The sequence below is a fragment of the Psychrobacter sp. Ps4 genome (assembly GCF_022129285.1).
GTDB lineage: Bacteria > Pseudomonadota > Gammaproteobacteria > Pseudomonadales > Moraxellaceae > Psychrobacter > Psychrobacter immobilis_A.
On the sequence record NZ_JADQAK010000004.1, the window covers coordinates 170,157 to 190,725 of the forward strand.

Sequence of the window (20,569 nt, forward strand, 5' to 3'; positions counted from 1 at the left end):
ATATTCCTTATGTGTTTAATAGATTATGTTTAGCCATAAAAAAGCCCACCTGTGATAGGTGGGCGGTTATGCGCTAGACTTGGTTTGTTGATGTGTTGAGAATAGATAGCGGTTTAATCGTTTAAGACAACAAAGCGTCTACTGCCTTGACGGGTTTTACTGAATTTAGCTAATAGCTCAGGATGGGCTTTAATAACGGCTTTACTATCAAGACCGACACTGTCTTTCGAGCGCTTCCACGAAATCGCGCCCATCGAAAATACGGCCACTTCATTATCAGCAATCAGCGTTTGCAGCTGATGCTTCACTTGATCATGACGCTGCTCTAACTCTTGCATGTAATCACGATAACTTAGCAGTTGCTCAAATAATTTATTAGCGCCATCGTCATCACGCAGATCAACCTTGCTTGAAGGTTTAGGCGTTGGATACAGCTGCTTTAATGCCCGAGCTGCAGATTCAGAGTGATCAGGAGTTGGTGGCGTGTCGGTCTGCACGTATTGCCAGAACAGACTCTCATGTTCCACGATGGATGAAATCAAGCGCTCGTCACGCTCAACCTTGTATATCTTGGCTTCATGACCACAAAGCAGCACGCAGATGTGCGCCGCAGTTTTACCTGTGACTGCCAATTGATGCTGTACTTGGCAGGTGACGTATAACGGCACGCCATGCTTCCAAAGCTTAGCACCATGCTCCCCAGCAGTTTTACACTCTAGTATTTGTACCTCGTCACTACCAGTAATTGCATAGTCTAAATTGGCAAGCATAAAGGCTTTGTCAGGATCAGGGTGCTGCAAGATAGCATTCACGCGGCGCACCTTATTGCCGGTATGTTCTTGATAGTATTTCGCCACCATCGGCTCCAAGGTATTGCCCCAATACAGTGGTGAGTAGCCCTCTAAGCCTTCATCAATGCTTGTTTCCATGCGTCCGGTCTTAATCATCCATAGCTCAAGCATGGATAGGTACGGATGGATACCACAAGCGGCAGCAGCATCAGAGCTGCCAATGCCTTGCTTGCGTACTTGTAACCAGTCCTCACGGCTTAAGTCTTTGGTATTAACCAAACGCTTAGCAGTGGCTGCTTGACTAGCGGAAGGTTTAACGGTTTTATTTTGAACCTTAAGCGTTGGCATATCTTCGATGCTGTGCTTAGCTTTTACCTTAGCGGTGGCACGCTTAACCTGTCTTGGCTGAGTGTTGGTATTTAATGCGATCATGTTCATGGTAAATTCCTTCGTTAAGTTGAGTATTGGTTGATTACTGATTACTGACAAACAAACGGCATAAAAAAACCACGCGCTTAGGCGTGGTTTAATCGTTGCGTGTACTAAGCGTCTTTAGGCAATCAGTGCAAAGGCTTCCTCTAAGCTTTTGTCTTTGAGCTTAGCGCCTGCACCGAACCATGCTGAATCGAGCCTATGATCTGTCGACATAGCACGGCGCTCATGGTCCACATACTCTGTCATTGCTGACAGCAGCCCATAAGCGGTATCACGCGCTGAATCCAAATCTGCACCGCGACCTTGGCCGTTAAACATGTTCATCACCTGATTCATGGCACGGGCATTGGGCACCGCATCCTTTTCCTTCTTAGCACTATTAAACAGAATGATGTCATTGTCCTGATCATTGAAGACACGGTTCAGATAGTTTGCCGCTTCTGCCTGAGTAACACGGCGCTGGGTTAACTGCTTCATCTCATACGTATGCTCATTCCACTGCTTAACGGAGACGCCTAATTGCTGCTTGACCTTGTCCGCATCAAAGGAGGTGCTGTGCGGTACTTTCACCACGCCGCCGCTGCCGTCAGCGAGGCTAATCGCTAAGGTGTTATTACACACCACACGAATATTAGTGAACTGTGCAGTGGTCGCAAGCGTGCCATCGCAAGCGGTTGCTAGTAGCAGATAGCCGTTACTGACATCACCGCCTTTGAGAGTCATAGACTGACCTGTACGAGCGAGTGCCCACATCTTACGACCACCCTTTAATACCCCTGCCGTCTCAAGCTCAAAGTGTGATTGTTCAGTAAGATCACGATAGAACTCTAGAATTTCACGTGGCTGTACTTCTTGGTAGCGTTGACTGACCACTGATAATGGTTCTAGGTTATCGCTGCGGTACAGGACCTTATTGCTGTCGAAGGGCATGATAAGGCTTTGGCCTTTTTCATTGCTTGCCATGTAGCTGACGTCTGAGGATTCGATACGCCAATCCATACCAGCCTCACGAGCCCAGACTTCAATAGGCTGATTCTTTGGTAGCTGACTGCCGAGACCGTGCCACGGGGTATCGCCGACATAAGCCATATTTTCGATTAAATGTGCCATGATTCATTTCCTTTTTATTGATAAGTTAAATGCATTGAGTAATGCGTTTATTCATTAGTTGAGGGTTGAAAAAACGTGCGTACAGTCATCACAGCGATGCTGCTTATTGATGAGCATCGGTAAAGTGCTATGAGGCTCTGCAAGCTCGATGACGGCTGCAATCGCAGTACCTGCAACCACACCGATCATAGGATGGACTTTGAATGATTTGCATAGACTGACACCAAGACCGATCAGTGCAGCGGGTGATAACAGCTCGTTACTATCAGTCATCACATAAACAGTGGACGACTGACAGCGTGGACATACTGGTTTCATAAGGGCTCCTTATTGCGCGCATAAAAAAGACCTGCACGAGGCAGGCCTTTGATGTTGAGTAAGGATGAGCATTAAGACGCTAATGCTCGATCTCATGAATGTAGTATGTATTTGAAATTAGTTTGTTATGGGCGGTAAACCTCGACGCTTCTTTGTACGGTAGGTGCCATGACCGAAGGTACGCATATTAGGGAGCCATACTTTTAATTGCTGATCTTTCTTGTCAAGCTTGGTTAAATACAACGCTGAGTAAACCGCATTTTCAATCTGACGTAGGTTATTACGATGGATCATACCGACGCCTAATCGATCATTACCGAACTCGTCTTTCACTTGGTGCTTTTTCTTATGTTTATTGCTATTACAGTTGTAATAAGCACCAAGCCCTTCTGTTATAGCCTTCCACTTCTTACTAATCTCTATAGCTAAAGCGCAGTCGCCCTCACGTCTTGCCCCGTCATATATGAGCAGTAAGTGACAATGAAACCCACCATACTTACCACCTTGTTCTAAAGCCCAGGCATATCCTTGTAAATATTTGAAGCACGATTTCTTGTTACTGATAAGCTCTCTCAGCTTTTTCATATGATTGTTGAACATATAAATAGTAACGAGCTCACGATGGTCTTGCGTATACATTAAATCGACACGGACAACCAATGATTTTGAGTAGTGATTTAGCTGGCATCTGGCATAAGACTCAAGAGTATTTCTATTCTGTTTTTCCTGAAACTGCCAAGCATTGTCTTCGTCAATCACATCTTGCCTATAGCACGAAATAGAATCGATCAGTCTTTGAATATTATCTTGACTCCAAATGACATTGCATGGGTAGGAGTCTCCGACAATACCTTTGGTACCAGAGACAAAAGCTTGGATAGGCTTTGAGTAACACAAGTAATCATCGCAGCTTTCTATGAATGGCAAATACAGCTCATTCAGTCGACTTCCGATGTCATCGAAGGTTACAGAGGAAGACAAGATATCTCTGACTAGTTTGTCGATGTGATTTGTAAGGTAAGATTGATTGATAAGTGATTTTGACATGATTATGCTCCATTGGGTTTGGTGTACATAACCATCTATGATGAGTGTAATTTCTAACTGATGAGTCTCTAGTATTATCTCATAATATATATACCCTACTAAGCAGATTGCGCCACAGCGCAGTGTGCTTTTTTTGTGTGTAGCGTTTGGATGCGAGTGAGGCGAGGATTTTGAGAGAATTGGAAAGGATGGAGTTAGCTTAAGATTGATTTATTCATATTCAAAACAAAAAGTTATAGATAGAGTGCTCAAAAAAAGAATTGTTAACAGCAGGTTTGTTTTTTCAGTAGAAAAATTTGGCTTATCCTTACTCATTTTCGGTAGGATCAAAATTGATGTTATCAACTGATAAGAACGATGACTAATGGCCATATCTACCGATAGTCTTTGAAAGCTCTTTCGATTAGTTGATGAGCTAATGCTATAAAACTGAAAAAACAAAAAAGATCGTGGCGACATTTGAATTTCGTTTTTGAAAATTCAATAGCTATCTCAAGATTGCTTGCTATACTAATAAAATTAGTTAACTATATAATACATATTTATGAAATGGACTGTATTTGGCAGTCTACACCATGATAATAGACTACTTCCCACTATATATCTCTACGTTTTTATTACGAATTAAGCTGTATTTTAATTAGATATTCATACGAGTTTTTTACGCCATTACTACTAAATTAATAGGTTTTTTATGATGAATAATCACAATAAAATCATCAAAAGTTTCTACGAGAATATATATGTAGGCCATCCATTGTGGGAAAACTTGATCAAAAATCTTACAGTAAGACAAGCATACGTTTTCTACTATTCTTTGGTTTATTATGAGAAAAATGAGATTGTTGTGGCTCTTGGAATATTCGATCTTCCAGATAAAACCATGGTCCACCAAGCCTTGATGGAAGCTTTGATTAAACAAGAAAATCCATCAGAAACCGCTCAAAAGATAGGGGTCAATGCGTATAGAGTAGTCATCAATGATAACGATTTGTTATGGATTAATACTGAGTTACGAGCTGCACTATGGCTAGGATACTTTATTAACGCAGACAAATATGGAGACAAGTCATTACTTTTGGATCTTGTAAAATCTACTTCTAAGGCTGAATTTACAAACCGACTAATACATGTCTTGGACATTTACGGATGCAGTCTAAGAGGTAATACAGCTGCGGACATTAGGGGGCTGATAGACAAATCTGGGACGCTTTTATATGTTAACAGTCAATCTTTATTCAATATTTATCGAACAAGATATGTTGCAAACCGTATTAGTGATCATAAGTTAAATTGGCTTAATAAATTGTCTGAGGATGAAATCGATAGTATCCTTGCAAGATTTGACGATGACAAAATACAGGTGCTTGTTGGTACGTTCACACCAAATAATAAAAAAGATAAGCTCGAATTAATTAAAGCTTCTTTGAATATACAAGAATATAAATACCAAAACAGTAAGGTTGATGAGTCTTTACTACGCCCATATAGCTATCAAAAAGCAGTAGGTCAAACTAAATTAGTTCAGCATAACAGTGAAAATGAACGCGTTCATCAGAGTACAAAGGAGAGAAAAGATTTTTCAAAACTTGGGGCTGATGAAATCATTAGTTTGTTACAAAAAGCGCGTGCATCACGCATATCTAGGAAAGATAAGTCGGACGCTAAAGATAATCGCAGCCTTACCCTTAATAAAGAAACATACTCTGCTCTAAACGCCTTATCTACGAAGCTGAATGCCACTCCTAAAAAAACTGCTGAAGCAATAATTAAGAGCGTTAACTTGGAAGACGACAATCAGTTATCGGAGATAGATAAACATATTAGTGGAAGAAGAGTTAATAAACAGCAGCCTATCGAAGCTGAAGAGCCTGTCGAGCCTGTCGAGCCTGTCGAGCCTGTCGAGCCAAAGATTATTATGGATAGAAGGTTAAAGAAGAAAGCGAATCAAAAAAACCAGGCAGCAGCCTTGTTGAATTTCAAGAAAAAACAGCACTAAATTAAATCTTAGATCAGCCTATAGAAACCGAACAACTCAACGAATTTAGCCATTGCTAATATATTCTTTACCAGTTCATTGCTGTATATCTTCAGCGCTTAACTCCTTGCCTGTTAACGATTTTATTAAAGCATAACTATCCATGTCTGATAGCGATGCTTTCGTCTGATCAGGCAATGATTTTTCAGTCAATCTTGGTGCTGTCTGAAAGACTACAAACTTGCACTACGTTTTAAAAATAATGTATTTCAGTTAACACATTACTATAAAAAGCGAAAATGAAACGTTGAGTATACTACCAAGTATACCGAATTATATATTATGGTATTTATCCTTATTAATCAATACTTTACCTATAAAGCACCGTTCCGGCTCCGGGTACCATTATATTAAAAGGCTTCCAAGCAATTGGAAGCCTTTTTCTTATTGTACACTTTCTCTTATTAAACTAAATTTTTTCCACTATTTAGACAATTTGCTAGTAATCACCTGCTAGCTTATTACCCTAAACGTCCTTATCACGTTTAGGGTAATAAGCTATATCAATTGTATATAATCAATAGTTAGCCACATCCTATTATCCCATTCTGAAAAGGTAAACCTTGTATCGTAATAAAAAATAGATAGAACGATCCTAACATGATGAAAAAAGCAGCCACTTTCATAGTACTTAACGGCCTATTGGTGACACTAGCCAACCAAAGCATTAATTTGGAATCCGTGAGCATAAATAAACACAGCGCCTGCATAAAGATAGTCTTTAATAACTGCTCATAGATAGTGGCTCCACAGGTTTTTTCAACAAATAGCAGAATCGATATATCGACGATGACTATAGTAAAAAAGGCATGTTTAACAGAGCTATTTAAATACGCATCTCCATTTTGTCGTTGGTAAACTTTGGGTCGCCTGGCTCTTTTCCTTTTTATATAACTTGTGGTAGGTTGAATAGTCATCGGATTGGTCGCGTTAAAATACCAAACGGTTTCCCACCTTCCTTTAGTCATGTCTGGCATGATGTCTTCTGCTTGAAAATGTTGCAACTCCTGACTGGCAGGTGACCACCAATATCCTGTCTGCGGACAAGGCTGATTTGCCTCACAACGTGAAGATTCCAGTACTACACTACTGCCACCACTATCCGCGATACGCTCAACGAGCATCCAAGTAACAGGAGCTCTACCGACAGCGTGTGTCGTATCAGGGTCATAACCGACATTAGCTTCATTTGCTAACATGCCATCCAATAGCACTTGAGCACTGGCATCTGCTCGATTTGGTACATAAATGCCAGCGACAGGGACGACTTCATCTACCTTAACGCTATATTGTTGGTTGAGACTATAGATAGGCCATGATTCAGGCGCATTGAGCGCTCCTCTTGATTCAATGCTATAATTTTCTATTAAGTCGTATAAACACCAACCAAAATAACTGGTTATTTCTAAGTTAAAAGCGCGCGTGCTTGCCTCTCTCCGCCATTTTTCATAATCAAGTTGTTGCTGCTCAGGCATCCAATCGATATCATAATCCATACTGATAGCCCGAAAATCACTCTCAACATTACCGCCATATCTTATTGCCGCTAGATCCCCTTTTAAAAGCTCTTGATAGCCAACATTGAGACTATCTAAAGTATCACGTAAGTTCGGTAATACGCGCTCGCCCCAAACGATATCAGGTTGTCTATTGATGGGACGCGTACGGTAATCAAACGGTAAATCGTTGACGAATAGCTCCAATGCATATTCAGCAGCTTCTAGCATATTCGCAAAGGCATCACGCATCTCTTTAAAGTAAACGGGTGAGCTGTAGCGTTCTAATAAGTAAATCTCTTGCGGTCTGATGATGTAGTTGTTCATTTTTAGCGGTTCTCGTACTGTTTAATTGATGTTGGCTGATAAATTTTTCTCTAAGCAATCACTAGCATCACATACAATATAGAGCCAATAAACCATGTCGCATTCACAGCAATACCTGAATACCATTTCAGCTTTACTGCTTGGTTTTGGTTTGCAAAGGCGGCTTGGCGCTCGGCGGTGACAGGCAAGACGTTATACGGGTTGTTTTTTCCATCCCACATCAGCCGACGCTGCACTTCAGGATGCAAGGCGGGATTGGCACTGGATTGGTAGATATTACCTTCGGCTAAATCTAAGTAGCTAACCGTACAAGCGCGCAACCAACCCATAAAAGTCACCTCGTGGCGTAGTCCTGTTAAGCCTTTGTTTTTCTTCTCTTGAGCAATATCAGCACAGGCAAAGAGTAAGGTACTGATGTCTGTCGGACAAGCATGAGCATATCGGGGATCAAGCGGTAGCTCTTCAGCGGGACGTTCCATATAGGTGCGAATAAACGCCCACTGGTCGTAAGGGTTTAGTTGCATGTCTTCAAAGTTAATAGATAAGCTTGGTTCTCTTGTTGACTCATCGATAACATGCAGATTCAGTACTTCATACACCAAACCTTCATTGCGTCTTACGGAGGCTGTGATGTATTTATAATTAATCAGATGAAAGATAGGGGCTTGCTTACGGTTATGCTCGTAGTAAGCAATCTGCTGGGTATTTTTTAGTAGTAAGATTTTGTGGTATCGAGATTTTTTAGTTTTAAGTTGTTTTAAAGTTAGAAAAGGAGCAGTGAAAAAACTAATGAGGATAAATATTAGACATATAATCGCATAAAGATAGTAGATTAATACTCCTTCCTTTATTACTGAATTGAACATAGCGTAAATTAAGAAAAAAAACTGTCCAAGCAACCATAGTGAGGCATAAGATGCCAATAAAACTAAGTTTTGAATAGAGTTAATAATAGGATGAAATAGCAGATAGTCTGGATTCACCTCATGAATAAGTGTACTTATTCTATCAATACTGGCTTTTTTTTCTTGGAAATTACCAATCTCTCCTTCATAAGGGCGACTGAGTATTTTACCGACAGGAGGTATAGGAGGAACAGGTAAGATCATAGTAGCATTCAACTCAAATGTATTGTTTCATCAGATTTTTTAATATTTATTATTATCTAGATAGCTTACGTTTTTTAAGGGGTATGACGGATTGCGGCTACTATCAGGCGTATAAGTAACGATCACTTTTGCCTTGCTAATATTATGGGGTTCAAACTTTAGTAACTGTGTATCAATGGTAAATTGAGATTCCGACTCTTTTTCAGTCACTTTTTTTGTCACTATCGGTATTAATTTCTCAATGGCTAATGACGTAATATTACTAGCAACGGGTTCATCGCTGGTAGAGTTATAGAATGTCGCTTTATATAGGTTTTGTGCTCTGCCATTTTTGTCAGCGACGACTTCTATCGTCAACTGGCTTGCTTTGTCCCAATTGCCAATGTGAACCTGACTTTCAAATAAGGTCAGATGCTCTCGCACACTGCCGAATACTGGCGGTAGCCTTATTTCACTGGTTGAGTCAACTTTATGCTCTACAGGCATTCTACCTTGAAAGGTTTGCAAACGATTATTGGCTAAGAATAAGGTGCTCGCAGTGATAAAGCCACTAATGTCATCTGCTAAACTGTTAAAAGCGGGCTGTGTCTGAAACGGGTTTATCAGGTAGTAGTCTTGTCCTCGCATAGCTTTATGACCAAACACGCTGTTGTCTAGCCAATACTCTATTAATACGTTTCGTTTATTATCATACTTATAAGCTAAACGCTGAAAGCTATAGATTATTAGTCAATCATCCTAAGCAATCACCAGCATTACATACAGTATTGACCCAATAAACCATGTCGCATTCACAGCCATTCCTGAATACCATTTCAGCTTTACCGCTTGGTTTTGATTATTAAATGCTGCTTGGCGCTCTGCGGTGACAGGCAGAATGTTATACGGATTATTTTGCCCATCCCACATGAGCCGACGCTGAACTTCCGGATGTAGAGCAGGATTAGCGCTCGACTGGTATATATTACCCTCGGCTAAATCTAAGTAGCTAACCGTACAAGCGCGCAACCAACCCATAAAAGTCACCTCGTGGCGTAGTCCTGTTAAGCCTTTGTTTTTCTTCTCTTGAGCAATATCAGCACAGGCAAAGAGTGAGGTACTGATGTCTGTCGGACAGGCATGAGCATATCGTGGGTCAAGCGGTAGCTCGTCTGCTGGACGTTCCATATAGGTTCGGATAAATGTCCATTGATCGTAGGGGCTGAGCTGCATATCCTCAAGATTGATACTTTGGATGGTTTGGTTTGTTTTAGGATCAATCACATGCAGATTCAAGGCTTCAAAGACAACGCCGTTGTTACGTCTGACTGAGGCGACAATATCTTTATAATTAATTAAATGAAAAACAGGCGCTTGCTTACGATTATGCTCATAATAGGCAACTTGCTGGGTCTGCTTTAACAATACAATTTTATTATAGTAGGATTTTTTATTTTTAAACTGTCTATATGCTATATATGGTAGCAATCCAAACATCAAAAAGTTTAAAATAACAATAAAAAAAGCTAAGAAATAATAAAATATAGATCCATCTTTAATAACTGCTATAACCATAGCTGCCATCAAAAATAATGACTGCCCAAATAGCCAACTAAAGCAATAGGTCATTAAAAAACCAACCAATTGATATGAGTTAATAATGGGGTGAAACAGTAGGTAGTCTGGGTTTACCTCATGCATATCACGGCTCAGCTTTTCTATACTCGCTATCCTTTCTCGATACGCAGGTATGCTTTTTTCCCAAGGTCGACTCAGGAGATTTTCGATGGGATGTGTATTATTAGGGGGATTGTAAATCATTATTTTTTCTGCAACCTTTCTTTAGTAGCTATTATTATCCAAGTAGCTTACGTCTTTTAAGGGGTATGGCGGATTACGGCTGCTATCGGGCGTATAAGTCACAATCACTTTTGCCTTGTTAATACTATGCGGTTCAAACTTTAATAACTGCGTTCTAATAACAAACTGATCGTCTGCCTCCCCTTTTGTCACTATAGGTAGCAGTTTCTCAATAGCCAGTGATGTGATATTACTAGCAGAGGGTTTGCCAGTGGCGGAGTTATAGAATGTCGCTTTATATAGGCTTTGTTCGCTACCGCCTTTATAAGCGACTACTTCTATAGTCAGTTGACTTGCTTTGTCCCAATTGCCAATATGAACATTACTTTCAAATAAGGTCAGATGCTCGCTTACACTGCCCAAGACTGGCGGTAGCCTGATCTCACTGTTTGAGTTAATCGTGTGCTCTACAGGCATTCTACCTTGAAAGGTCTGCAAACGATTATTGGCTAAGAATAAGGTGCAAGCCGTGATAAAACCGCTAACATCTTGCTCCAAACTATTGAAAGGCAACTTTGACTGAAACGGATTTATCAGATAATAGTCTTTTGTCTTCATGGCTTTATGACCAAACACGCTGTTATCTAGCCAATACTCCATTAATGTATTTTTTTTATCATCATACTTGTAAGCCAAGCGCTGAAAGACATAACTTAGCGTCATGCCAACAAACATGATTGCTAATAGTGGTAGTGCGGGCAGCGCAGTTGGCGAGGCTATCGCTAGCAACCCTAGGTTTAATCCAGCATAAGCTGAAGCACTTATCGAGAAAGCAGCAAGCCCCGTTAAACCAGTTGAAACTCTATTACCATCATTAAACTTACGATAGCCATAAATCGCTAAACTGCCTACCTCAAACGTCGCGCCAACAACTCCTATCCATCCTGCTCGGTAGACCAGCTTGTTTGCAAAGCTGGTCTTGCCTAGTACGCTAGCTCCTGAAGCGGTCACATCCATACTAGCAGTCACCAGTGCAAGCCCTGAGCTGACTGTTCCCAACTGCTCTTGCGTTAGCCGTAGTGGGTCACCTGCATATTTCAATCTGGCAAGGGCTGGCACACTAGCAATCACTGCATGGAACTGAAAATATGCGATAAAAACAGACACGACACCCATACTTCCATTCGCTATTTTTTGGGCACTATTGTGCCATTCAATGCCTTTAGCTGCTAAGTCGCCATTTAACAGCTCTTGATAGCCAATATTAAGACTATCTAAAGTATCACGTAAATTCGGTAATACCCGTTCGCCCCAGACAATATCAAGTTGTCTATTGATGGGACGCGTACGGTAATCAAAGGGTAAATCGTTGACAAACAGTTCTAATGCGTATTCAGCAGCTTCTAACATATTCGCAAAGGCATCGCGCATCTCTTTAAAGTAAGCGGGTGAACTGTAGCGCTCTAGTAGGTAAATCTCTTGCGGTCGTATGATGTAGTTATTCATTTTTTATTGATTCTCGTACTGTCTAATTGACGTTGGCTAATCAGTTTTCATCTAAGCAATCACCAGCATCACATACAATATAGAGCCAATAAACCAAGTCGCATTAATAGCCATTCCTGAATACCATTTCCGCTTAACGGCTTGATTTTGGTTTGCAAAAGCTGCTTGGCGCTCTGCGGTGACAGGCAGAATGTTATACGGATTGTTTTGCCCATCCCACATGAGCCGACGCTGAACTTCCGGATGCAGGGCAGGATTGGCGCTTGATTGATAGATATTGCCTTCGGCTAGATCTAAATAGCTGATTATGCAGCATCTAGCCCAATCACCAAGACGAAACTCATGCGTGGGATTTTTAAGATAATAATCTTTGGAAGCTTGAGCAATATCAGCGCAGGCAAATAATGATTGACTCATATCAGTTGGACAGGCATGGGCATATCTTGGATCAAGCGGTAGTTCCTCTGCGGGACGCTCCATATAAGTGCGAATGAATGCCCATTGATCGTAGGGGTTGAGTCGCATGTCTTCAAAGTTAATAGATAAGCTTGGTTCTCTTGTTGACTCATCGATAACGTGCAAATTAAGAACTTCATAAACTAAGCCTTCATTACGTCTCACTGAGGCAGTGATATCTTTGTAATTGATTAGGTGAAAGATAGATGCTTGCTTGCGATTGTGTTCGTAATAAGCAATTTGTTGAGTCTGCTTTAGCAATAAGACTTTATTATATCGAGATTTTTTAACGACAAGCTGCTTAAATGTTAATAAAGGAGCAAAGCCAATTAATATTAAAAACAGAATAATCATTCCAATTGGAAATAAGACTATCAGTTCGAATTCTTCAATTATTAAGTATTTAAACGACACAAACAACAATATAAATAGACTTTGTCCAAACAACCATGCCGCCCCATAGGAGGCTAAAAGCCATAAATTTTGAATAGAATTAATCACTGGATGAAACAGTAGATAGTCTGGGTTTAACTCATGAATAAGCGAACTTAATCTCTTAATACTGGCATTTTTTTCTTTAAAATTAGGAATACCGCCCTCATAGGGGCGACTGAGTATTTTACCGACAGGAGGTATGGGAGGAATGGGTAAGATCATAGTTAAACGATATGTGATTAGCGAGCAATGTTAACTAACTATTATAAGCCACCACTGCCCACGAAAACAAACTTATGTTAATTAATATCGCTACTATCCATCTAAAATTGACTTGCCAATTCTTACCTTGAAATGCCCTCTGTGCTTCAGTAGTGATTGGCTGTATCGGATAAGGATTGTCTTTACCATCCCATGTCAGTAGCTTCTTTACATCAGGATGTAGAATCGCCCTTTTGACACATTGATAATGACTGCCATGAAACAAGTTACCTAAAGCATATACTGAACCTATAGCTAGCATGCCCATAACGGTTTCCCCACTATGTTTCGTGTTTATAGAACCCTCTCTTCGATAGATAATGTCGCTACAAGCAAATAATGATTTGCTGGTATCAGTAGGATAAGCCTGACATAGCTTTGAATCTATCGGTAGCGCTTCACTTGGACTTTCCATGTAGGTGCGGATAAAGGCCCATTGCACTCTTGGATTCACGTTATAGTCTTCCAATTTTAGATGATGGGTGATATCTCCGGTCTCGGCGTCGGCAACGTATAAATTAAGCGGTGTATATGCCCGATTGCCTTTGTCTTGATGCAGGTCTGGATGGATGTCTTTGTAGTCTACTATTTTTAGCTCGTAGGGCTGTCTGATTTTCCATAGCGGACGGTAGTAGTAGGCTATCTTTTGCTGCTGTTTTAAGAAGTAATATTGGGTGCGAAACGGTTTCTTGATAATGAATTGATAGAGGAGCAATATTAAAGGTGTACATGATGGTATAAACATGAAGAGTGTAATAAACACATTTAAAATAGACCAATCGTCTAAATAAAAATAAGATATGTCTGCGATTAAACTAATTACGAAAAAAAAAACAGAAAAATAAACCCATCCAATAGCAAAATAAAAATACCAAAAGTAGGCGGGGAAAAAGGTAAGGTAGTCTGGATTTATATTATGAATTTCTCTATTAAGATAACCGATATCACTTTTATGATCGTTAAGTAGCGTATTTCCTATAGGCTGAGTGTATGGACGTTCAAGCGGTTCATTAAGTTCACTAATATGTTTAGCGAAGTCGTCGCGTAGTTGCATGTTATTATCCCTAATTACTTTTATCTAAGCAATCACATACAGTAATAAAAAGGTAGCCAATGATTTATTAAGACAACCACCCCAAACCAATCACATACCAGAGTTTATCGACCATGCTCGGATAGTCACCATGTGGTCTTGCCGCGCCTATCATGTCTATAATAAATGCACCGATAAACAGCATGATAATAGTAGCAATAATAATACCTACACTGTAAACAATGGTCTTCCAAATAGGCTGGTTATTCTGTTCAAGGTTGCCCTCTGGTAAATGTTTGTTTAAATCATAAGGGTCATTGGGATCAATCTGACATTCCGCTTCAATAGCTTTGCTAAACTGATGGCGGTAGCTGGTCAGCATGGAGATTACACGCCCTACATAGCGCAGTGCTAATAAAGGTAGAACCACTAAGGTCACAGGATGAAACTCAAAAGTCCGTTCTGGATACTCCATGTTCTCATGATCATGATGCACCTCATTGAGTATCAAACGCTTAAATGACATCAGTGGGGTTTCACGCTTTTCATGTATAGGGTAGATGTAACGTATTGCTTCTTTGACTTCTTTTAGTTGCTGGTCATCGCCTTCCATATAACGACGGATAAACTCAAAATAACTGATTAAACTTTTATCAAAAACTTCATCTTGAAAGGCAAGTGCAAACATACCGGTAATGGTTTCGCCGTCTTTATCAAATGTCACCGCTCTGATGTCTTTATCTTCATTGATATAAGCAATAAAAAAGGTTAAGTCATCCCAGTTATATACTTCTACTTTGCGATTATACTGACGAACGTAGACCTTACGGGTTTTACGGTTGAAGCGGATAGGAGAATGCCGTGTGGTAAATAACTCGGTTGAGAGCACATTGATTAATGGAACAAAGAATAAGGTCATAGAAAAAGCGAGAATAAGACCAATACTGAGAGATACAATATCAAAATCTGTTGTGGATTTTACAATCAGATAGAGGATACCATTACTCACAGATAGCCCCACAAACCCTAAACATAATCCCCATCCTACCGCATCACCACGTCGTCTTTCATTGCGCCCTGTAGTCTCAAGATAAGTCGAGTTAAACTGTACCACCGTTTGTTGAGGGTGCAATGGCACATCATAGTTTTTATATTTATCCAAAGGCACTGTCTCATGGATGCCTTTAACGTCTACAAGCTTCTGCCCTACCGCTTGATAACCTGGGGTCAAAAATGGCGGTTTCTTTGTCAGTCGAAACCGCCCTTCCATGTCTACAACGAATCCACTCATTTTTAGTTGTCCTTAATGTCGTGGCAGTTTGAGCAGACTCTTATCAAGTACAAACCTCATTCCTGATCATTAATTGTGCTAAGCATCTTAAAAAGATTATGAGTGGCGTTAGCTTTTAAATTATTGTAATTCACAAGAACCAATTCATCCAAGTCCTCTGTCGTTGGCTCACTATCTACATTTATCAAACCTTGTATGCCAACATTAACTGACACATCGCTATGCTCTGATACAAACTGTATAAGTTGCTGTCTAAGCTGTTCTTGACGCTCGTTTCTGGTGATAATAAGTAGCTCACCACCTGAAATTTCTAATATAAGCTCATCACCTTCAACTCTTAAATCGCCAAAGTATCGATCTGTCCCTCCTTCATACTCACTGATCGGAATGTCATCAGGATTGGTTGCAAAGTTTTCAAAATATAGCTTGTTCTGCTCTTCTTCAAGCGCTTCGAGATACTCTAATCTCAACTCTTCTGCGGTCTTGGACGTATTATCAGCATAAGAAGTGTCAGCTGCCATAGCAAGTTGCGACTGACTAACTCCTATCGTAAATAGTAGGGACACACACAGCCACATTTTAAATAAGGTCTTTGGAATTGAATGATTTACCATATGTAAAACTCATTTATTATAAGTTGATTGATAAAATATTGATTAACTTAATCGTCTAACTGATTGGTCTCGTTGAAATACCAGATAGTTTGCCATTCAAGTCGCTTCATCTTTGGCATGATGTCGCCTGCTTTGAAGTGTTTGACATCTTTACTTGATGGTGACCACCAGTAGCCTGTGAATGGACAAGGTTTACCCGACTCACAACGTAAACGTTTTGGCTCGACATTATGGTTACCGCCGCCAGTATCCGCGATACGCTCAACCAACATCCAAGTGACTGGTGCATCACCAACCGCTTGCATGGTTTCAGGATCATAACCGACGTAAGCTTCATTTGCTAACATGCCATCCAATAACACTTGAGCACTGGCATCTGCTCTACTAGGTACATAAATACCTGCGACAGGGACGACTTCATCTAACTCAACGCTATATTTTGGATTAAGACGATAAATAGGCCACGATTCGGGTGGGTTAAGTGGTCCTCGCGATTCAGTAGTATAGCGTTCAATTAAACTACCAATTTTCCAGCCAAAATAACTGGTTATTTCTAAGTTAAAAGCGCGCGTGCTTGCCTCTCTCCGCCATTTTTCATAATCAAGTTGTTGCTGCTCAGGCATCCAATCGATATCATAATCCATACTGATAGCCCGAAAATCACTCTCAACATTACCGCCATATCTTATTGCCGCTAGATCCCCTTTTAACAGCTCTTGATAACCAACATTTAAGCTGTCTAGAGTATCACGCAGGTTTGGCAATACCCGTTCGCCCCAGACGATATCAGGCTGTCTATTGATAGGACGTGTACGGTAATCAAACGGTAAATCATTGACAAACAGCTCAAGCGCCTGCTCAGCAGCTTCTAACATAGTTGCAAAGGCATCGCGCATCTCTTTAAAATAAGCGGGTGAGCTGTAGCGTTCTAATAAATAGATTTCTTGAGGTCTTATTATATAGTTTTCCATTGTTTGCTCACTTATACCAGTTTTGTTTGAGGGTTGGCACGCCAACCATATCTGTATTTTCTAAACCCTTTAGATCACTACCATAGCCCCATCCTGTTTTTCTGCGTGGTTTTACTCTGCTTTTAATTAATTGTGCTGGATCAAGTACAATTTGTTTGCCACCACCCTCTAACACATACATAGCACCGCGTCCATTAGCCGTTTGGATTTGACCTTTACTATTTTCAAGTATTTGACTGGCGGCTTTACCTTCCCAAACTTTCATACCACCTTTAGGAACAATGTAATGGACGACTTCTCCATTACTATTCCAGCTTGCCCATACTGCAAAACGTCTGCGCCAATCTTCTCGTTTTTTAAGTTTCAAATACTCCGAAGCTCGCATCCAACATATACTATTATCATTACTAGTAGGGTCAACAACGCGATATAAACTCGTCCCCTGTTTTAGTTCTACTGCCTTCATATCATGAAATGTGTTAAACTTTTTCCATAATGGTCCTTTACCTTTATCAGAAATATTGGGATAACCTTTAGGTATTTTGGGACATTCTTCTACTTTAGGATATTTAATTCTTCTGGTCACATCTACCTATTTAGGCGAACTGATTTTTATAAGTTGCACCTCACCATCAGTATGGACTTTTCTAAAATTCGCAACGTTTGTCAAGTTGGTTACTGCTTTATAGCCTCCTTCAGCATCTAAACGTATTGCTAGCCGCTCTAAAAAGTCTTGCACAGGCGCTAAAAATTCACCAAGACGTCTGTTAGCACGATTTCGTATGTCTACTACTACTTTAAGTATATCAGCTGCTTTTTTACCTATACCTGAGCTGCCATACTTTTGTACAAATTCAACAGTCTCCTTTAGATAGCCAATATGCTCGTCAAATACTGTTAAAATCTGCGTCTTATTGACTTTAGCTTTTAAACTCCTTAGTTGCTTAGCTGACCACCTGTATACGTTCCCAGAGGCTTCTTTGCGTATTAGCTTTTTTACGGCAGGACGTCCTAAAAACTTATTAAGCTCTTTTATACCTTGCTCAATAGCTGGTTCAACTGCTTTATATATCAGGCTACCTGAAAATTTGCCAGCTTTAGATAAAGGTCTCATCATGAAGCGTCTAATAGGGGCAAGTAGTACTTTAAATATTCCTTTAAATAGCGATCCTAAAACTGGAAACAGACCGATCAAGGTCAAAATTAGACCCACCCATGCCCAAGGATTACTGTCATCTTCATTTATTTTTTTACAGTTAGCGCAGATATCTCGAACATCACAAATCTGGTCTACCAACGGAATCATAGAAACGACAGTACCAGTAACGACTTGAGCAGTAGATGGTTCCGTTGCAAAATCACCTTGTATGACTACCCAAAGCCAATCGGCAATATCATTTGCTGTTTCTTTACCCTTTTGCACAGCGCCATTAACAGGTACCATAAACCATGCAAGCGCATTTGAAAGTTCTTCTTTTTTCGGTAAAAAGCTCATAGTTGCACCTTCTATTATTTAATAAAGCTTTTAGCAGCTTCTAAAACTTTAAGAAATGAATCAGGAGTAGCGTCTTCAAAATCTTTTTCTTCATATTCAACACGGTTAGCCTGCTCAGGCACATTTTCATGATGTGCTTCACCTTTTCTATCGAGTCTTCCTTTAATAACTTGTCCGCTATCAAAAAATATCTTGTAGCCAACATCAGGTATACCTTCACCATCAACTCCTAAAAGCTTAAGACCAATCCAATTTTTCATTTCTGCCGACGGCAAGAAGGGTAATTCAGTTTTAACTCCACCCCCACTGCCCCAATCCACCTTACTTGCCTTATAGCCCACCTGACTTGGCGTGATAAACGTCACATTACCACCCGATATCTCAATGCCACTACCTGCGGCTTTCAGCGTTAGCGTATCAGGCGCGATAATCTCAATACTATCTCGGCTATGGAGTCGCAGTACTTGCTCGCTATCTAAACGCATCTCGTTCTGATGTGCTTGTATGGTCACATCGCCATGAGCAGCGGTATGGGTTTGGGCTTTATTACTGTAGTAATGGATATCGCCCGCTACTAGCTGATTCATTTGCGTTTGACTGTGATGATGAGTATTGTCTGTCGCGTGGCTATGCGTGCTTTGGGTACTGGTATGCTGGCTGTGTTGTCCACTTAGCATCGCGAGATGACGCTGAGAGTCGATCAGTAGATTAGGTTGTTGCCATTGTCCTGACTCGCTTAAACTTGAGTCATTGGTATCTTCGCTAAATTGGGCAAAAGGTGTTTGCGCATCTTCTTTACTACTGCTTTGCTTGTTATTGCTGCTGCTTTCTAATCCCACGGGCTGATGGATGTCAGCTAGCTGAGCGTAAGCTTGTTGATGTTGGTCAGCAGTTTGCAGTTTGCTATGACTGTCATGACTCATGTGGCTATTCGATGCACTGTTAATATTGTGGCTACTGATATGAATACCTGTACTGCCTTGCACATTGGCGGCGGCTTGGGTCTCGATGCTGATGCCTTTGCCCCGTGCTTGACCGCGAGTATGGTCGGTATGCTGGTATAGATGACCAATGGTTAGGCTAGACTGGAAGCTGCTGCTATAAACATTAATCTGTGGGCTGTCAGGATGGGCGTCAAACATTAGCTGGTTATAGCCGTTGATAAGGCTGTCTTTGGTCGCCTCGCCTGTTCGACTGCTATCGATACTTTGAGTCTTGATACCGTCTATGGGATAAGCATGGCTTTGGTTGATAAACCAAGCTGGACTGGTGGCATCAATGCTACCTGAGTCACTGACGATACTGTTGTGCTGAGCATCAGAATTGCCTTGGCCATTATGGGTGCTACCAATGATGATGGGATGAGTGATGTCGCCACCGATAAAGTCGATAAGCACGTGTTGCCCATGGCGTAGCGGATGGGTTTGTCCCATGTGATCAGCGACTAAGTGGCTGGCAATGGGTATCCAATGCGCGCTGTCGCCGCCTTCGCTTTGCCAGTGGTATCTAATATGGGCACGGTGGTTACGGTCATGAGTGATAGCGCTGCTGTCTGTGTCTATGATGCTGGCGCTCATAAGTCCTGTTAGACTCGGATGCGGTTGCCCAAGTGTAGCAAGCTGCTCTCCATAAGGAATATGGTGATGGTGCGGAAATGGCAGGTAGCAGGCGCTGATGTGATGCACGTTATTGTCGTTGATCTCCCAATATGGTTTGATAGCTATTTGAAATCAACACTGATATAGCAGTTGCTGTATCTTGAGATAACTTATTGCCGCTTAATTGGCCAAACAACTTGCCGTATTTACTTTCGTTCTTTCCAATGAACTCTGATAGCACAGTGAACGAAGCTTGTATATCTCCTTTCAATGAGTCATAAAGTCTGTCAGTGTTGACGCTCTTTTGTTCTTGTTGTTTGATTAAAGAGATTAGGTCAGGCTGCAAATTACATAGGGTATTAATAATCCAGTCACCCACCTGTATATCAGTATTGGTACTGTTACGGAGTTTTTCAAGCTAGTTGTCACCATCAAGCCCAATTAAGCAGCTTGTAATCT

Annotated in this window: 18 protein-coding genes; 1 reads left to right on the plus strand and 17 read right to left on the minus strand. The window is 40.8% G+C overall.

The window, feature by feature from the left end; genetic code table 11:
• Window positions 1–113: 113 nt before the first annotated feature.
• The 4 genes from I3252_RS04170 to I3252_RS04185 all read right to left on the minus strand — a co-directional run bounded on the left by I3252_RS04170 (window position 114) and on the right by I3252_RS04185 (window position 3,701).
• Window positions 114–1,139, minus strand: a complete 1,026-nt coding sequence (locus I3252_RS04170) for a lambda-exonuclease family protein (RefSeq protein ID WP_238034329.1) — start codon at window positions 1,137–1,139, stop codon at window positions 114–116.
• A 204-nt stretch (window positions 1,140–1,343) separates the two neighbouring features.
• Window positions 1,344–2,336 carry a DUF932 domain-containing protein gene (locus I3252_RS04175; RefSeq protein ID WP_238034318.1) on the minus strand — a complete coding sequence of 331 codons (993 nt, stop codon included), beginning with the start codon at window positions 2,334–2,336 and terminating at the stop codon, window positions 1,344–1,346.
• A gap of 54 nt (window positions 2,337–2,390) precedes the next feature.
• The gene (locus I3252_RS04180; RefSeq protein WP_179799099.1) at window positions 2,391–2,654 is read right to left on the minus strand and encodes a hypothetical protein; all 264 of its coding nucleotides are present in this window, start codon (window positions 2,652–2,654) and stop codon (window positions 2,391–2,393) included.
• Between the two features lie 117 nt (window positions 2,655–2,771).
• Complete coding sequence (locus I3252_RS04185; protein ID WP_238034319.1) at window positions 2,772–3,701, minus strand: inovirus-type Gp2 protein; 930 nt, start codon at window positions 3,699–3,701, stop codon at window positions 2,772–2,774.
• Window positions 3,702–4,395: 694 nt separating this feature from the next.
• Here I3252_RS04185 and I3252_RS04190 point away from each other — a divergent pair.
• Complete coding sequence (locus I3252_RS04190) at window positions 4,396–5,700, plus strand: hypothetical protein (protein WP_238034320.1); 1,305 nt, start codon at window positions 4,396–4,398, stop codon at window positions 5,698–5,700.
• 563 nt (window positions 5,701–6,263) lie between these two features.
• Here I3252_RS04190 and I3252_RS04195 read toward each other — a convergent pair.
• The 13 genes from I3252_RS04195 to I3252_RS04255 form a co-directional block, all read right to left on the minus strand.
• Complete coding sequence (locus I3252_RS04195) at window positions 6,264–7,562, minus strand: hypothetical protein (RefSeq protein ID WP_238034321.1); 1,299 nt, start codon at window positions 7,560–7,562, stop codon at window positions 6,264–6,266.
• Window positions 7,563–7,612: 50 nt separating this feature from the next.
• Window positions 7,613–8,671 carry a hypothetical protein gene (locus tag I3252_RS04200; RefSeq protein WP_238034322.1) on the minus strand — a complete coding sequence of 353 codons (1,059 nt, stop codon included), beginning with the start codon at window positions 8,669–8,671 and terminating at the stop codon, window positions 7,613–7,615.
• 39 nt (window positions 8,672–8,710) lie between these two features.
• On the minus strand, window positions 8,711–9,298 hold the full coding sequence (locus I3252_RS04205; RefSeq protein WP_193009422.1) for a hypothetical protein: 588 nt from the start codon (window positions 9,296–9,298) through the stop codon (window positions 8,711–8,713).
• Between the two features lie 111 nt (window positions 9,299–9,409).
• Window positions 9,410–10,075, minus strand: a complete 666-nt coding sequence (locus I3252_RS04210) for a DUF6708 domain-containing protein (protein WP_238034323.1) — start codon at window positions 10,073–10,075, stop codon at window positions 9,410–9,412.
• Window positions 10,076–10,492: 417 nt separating this feature from the next.
• A complete protein-coding gene (locus I3252_RS04215; protein WP_238034324.1) occupies window positions 10,493–11,956 on the minus strand; it encodes a hypothetical protein in 1,464 nt (487 codons plus the stop codon).
• Window positions 11,957–12,007: 51 nt separating this feature from the next.
• Window positions 12,008–13,069, minus strand: a complete 1,062-nt coding sequence (locus I3252_RS04220; protein ID WP_193009425.1) for a hypothetical protein — start codon at window positions 13,067–13,069, stop codon at window positions 12,008–12,010.
• A 34-nt stretch (window positions 13,070–13,103) separates the two neighbouring features.
• Window positions 13,104–14,162 (minus strand): hypothetical protein, encoded by a 1,059-nt coding sequence (locus I3252_RS04225; protein WP_193836971.1) that lies wholly within the window; start codon window positions 14,160–14,162, stop codon window positions 13,104–13,106.
• Window positions 14,163–14,229: 67 nt separating this feature from the next.
• Entirely contained in the window at window positions 14,230–15,432 is a 1,203-nt protein-coding gene (locus tag I3252_RS04230) for a DUF6708 domain-containing protein (RefSeq protein WP_238034325.1), read from the minus strand.
• Window positions 15,433–15,488: 56 nt separating this feature from the next.
• Window positions 15,489–16,046, minus strand: coding sequence for a hypothetical protein (locus I3252_RS04235; protein ID WP_201553644.1), 558 nt, complete (start codon window positions 16,044–16,046; stop codon window positions 15,489–15,491).
• A gap of 47 nt (window positions 16,047–16,093) precedes the next feature.
• Window positions 16,094–17,017: a hypothetical protein gene (locus I3252_RS04240; RefSeq protein ID WP_201553643.1), complete on the minus strand. Its 924-nt coding sequence runs from the start codon at window positions 17,015–17,017 to the stop codon at window positions 16,094–16,096.
• Between the two features lie 7 nt (window positions 17,018–17,024).
• Complete coding sequence (locus I3252_RS04245) at window positions 17,025–17,603, minus strand: hypothetical protein (protein ID WP_238034326.1); 579 nt, start codon at window positions 17,601–17,603, stop codon at window positions 17,025–17,027.
• A gap of 6 nt (window positions 17,604–17,609) precedes the next feature.
• Window positions 17,610–18,512: a hypothetical protein gene (locus I3252_RS04250; protein WP_238034327.1), complete on the minus strand. Its 903-nt coding sequence runs from the start codon at window positions 18,510–18,512 to the stop codon at window positions 17,610–17,612.
• Between the two features lie 14 nt (window positions 18,513–18,526).
• Entirely contained in the window at window positions 18,527–20,197 is a 1,671-nt protein-coding gene (locus I3252_RS04255) for a DUF2345 domain-containing protein (protein WP_201553641.1), read from the minus strand.
• Window positions 20,198–20,569 lie beyond the last annotated feature (372 nt).

Coding starts and splice junctions, on each gene's coding strand:
- I3252_RS04170 (WP_238034329.1), bottom strand. CDS start 1,139: ATGCCAACGCTTAAGGTTCAAAATAAAACCGTTAAACCTTCCGCTAGT.
- I3252_RS04175 (WP_238034318.1), bottom strand. CDS start 2,336: ATGGCACATTTAATCGAAAATATGGCTTATGTCGGCGATACCCCGTGG.
- I3252_RS04180 (WP_179799099.1), bottom strand. CDS start 2,654: ATGAAACCAGTATGTCCACGCTGTCAGTCGTCCACTGTTTATGTGATG.
- I3252_RS04185 (WP_238034319.1), bottom strand. CDS start 3,701: ATGTCAAAATCACTTATCAATCAATCTTACCTTACAAATCACATCGAC.
- I3252_RS04190 (WP_238034320.1), top strand. CDS start 4,396: ATGATGAATAATCACAATAAAATCATCAAAAGTTTCTACGAGAATATA.
- I3252_RS04195 (WP_238034321.1), bottom strand. CDS start 7,562: ATGAACAACTACATCATCAGACCGCAAGAGATTTACTTATTAGAACGC.
- I3252_RS04200 (WP_238034322.1), bottom strand. CDS start 8,671: ATGATCTTACCTGTTCCTCCTATACCTCCTGTCGGTAAAATACTCAGT.
- I3252_RS04205 (WP_193009422.1), bottom strand. CDS start 9,298: ATGCGAGGACAAGACTACTACCTGATAAACCCGTTTCAGACACAGCCC.
- I3252_RS04215 (WP_238034324.1), bottom strand. CDS start 11,956: ATGAATAACTACATCATACGACCGCAAGAGATTTACCTACTAGAGCGC.
- I3252_RS04220 (WP_193009425.1), bottom strand. CDS start 13,069: ATGATCTTACCCATTCCTCCCATACCTCCTGTCGGTAAAATACTCAGT.
- I3252_RS04225 (WP_193836971.1), bottom strand. CDS start 14,162: ATGCAACTACGCGACGACTTCGCTAAACATATTAGTGAACTTAATGAA.
- I3252_RS04230 (WP_238034325.1), bottom strand. CDS start 15,432: ATGAGTGGATTCGTTGTAGACATGGAAGGGCGGTTTCGACTGACAAAG.
- I3252_RS04235 (WP_201553644.1), bottom strand. CDS start 16,046: ATGGTAAATCATTCAATTCCAAAGACCTTATTTAAAATGTGGCTGTGT.
- I3252_RS04240 (WP_201553643.1), bottom strand. CDS start 17,017: ATGGAAAACTATATAATAAGACCTCAAGAAATCTATTTATTAGAACGC.
- I3252_RS04250 (WP_238034327.1), bottom strand. CDS start 18,512: ATGAGCTTTTTACCGAAAAAAGAAGAACTTTCAAATGCGCTTGCATGG.